Annotated in this window: 1 pseudogene; it reads right to left on the bottom strand. The window is 51.5% G+C overall.

Annotated features, from left to right (window positions below):
* Positions 1–488: 488 nt before the first annotated feature.
* Positions 489–563, bottom strand: a pseudogene (locus AC2W7G_RS18035) (phage T7 gene 1.2 family protein); the annotation flags it as partial.
* Between the last annotated feature and the right edge of the window lie 56 nt (positions 564–619).

The raw sequence follows: 619 nt of genomic DNA, 5'->3' as shown, positions 1-619 counted from the left end.
CGAGGATGACGTTTAGGTCGATGACCCGTAGACGACCACTTGAATGTGCTCAGGGTCTAACCTGAATTGAGTAGTCTTTGACTTAAGGTCCCAGTCACCGTCATGGAAGTCGTGGTTCTTAGACTTGACATACTTAGTGCGGATAAGACCTGAGGATGTGTTGAAGTCTACACCCTTGACCATCACCTCGCCATCAATCATCAGGCCAGAGACTTCATGTCCTGCTTGCTTCAGGAACCATCGCCAGTCTGACGCACGACAGGCCCCGATGTCTTGGCCAACTGTTGACAAGTGGTCGAGCGCTGGCAGTGGTTTGGACTCTCGGCTTAGCCACTCAGTACGCCCATCAGGAAGACCGAAGATTCAACCGACGCCGTCATACTTCACTTCAGCTTCCAGCGACCCAGCGGCTTCCAGTGCTTTCTTAACGCCGGACTCAGAGTAGTCTACAGCGCGGTGAGGGTTGGTTTTAATAGTTGTCCATTGTGTTATCTCCATGTGTCGAGTTGGTCAGCGAGACCATTAAGGAAGTCTGTTGCAGTGTTGTACAGTACGTCTTCATCGTGGTGTGCGAAGTCTCAAGCGCGAAGATGTTACCAGTCGGTCCTCGACTTGTAAG

Source organism: Aeromicrobium sp. PFPM2_SD2, from assembly GCF_057364525.1.
This window is presented reverse-complemented; position numbering and strand designations above follow the sequence as displayed.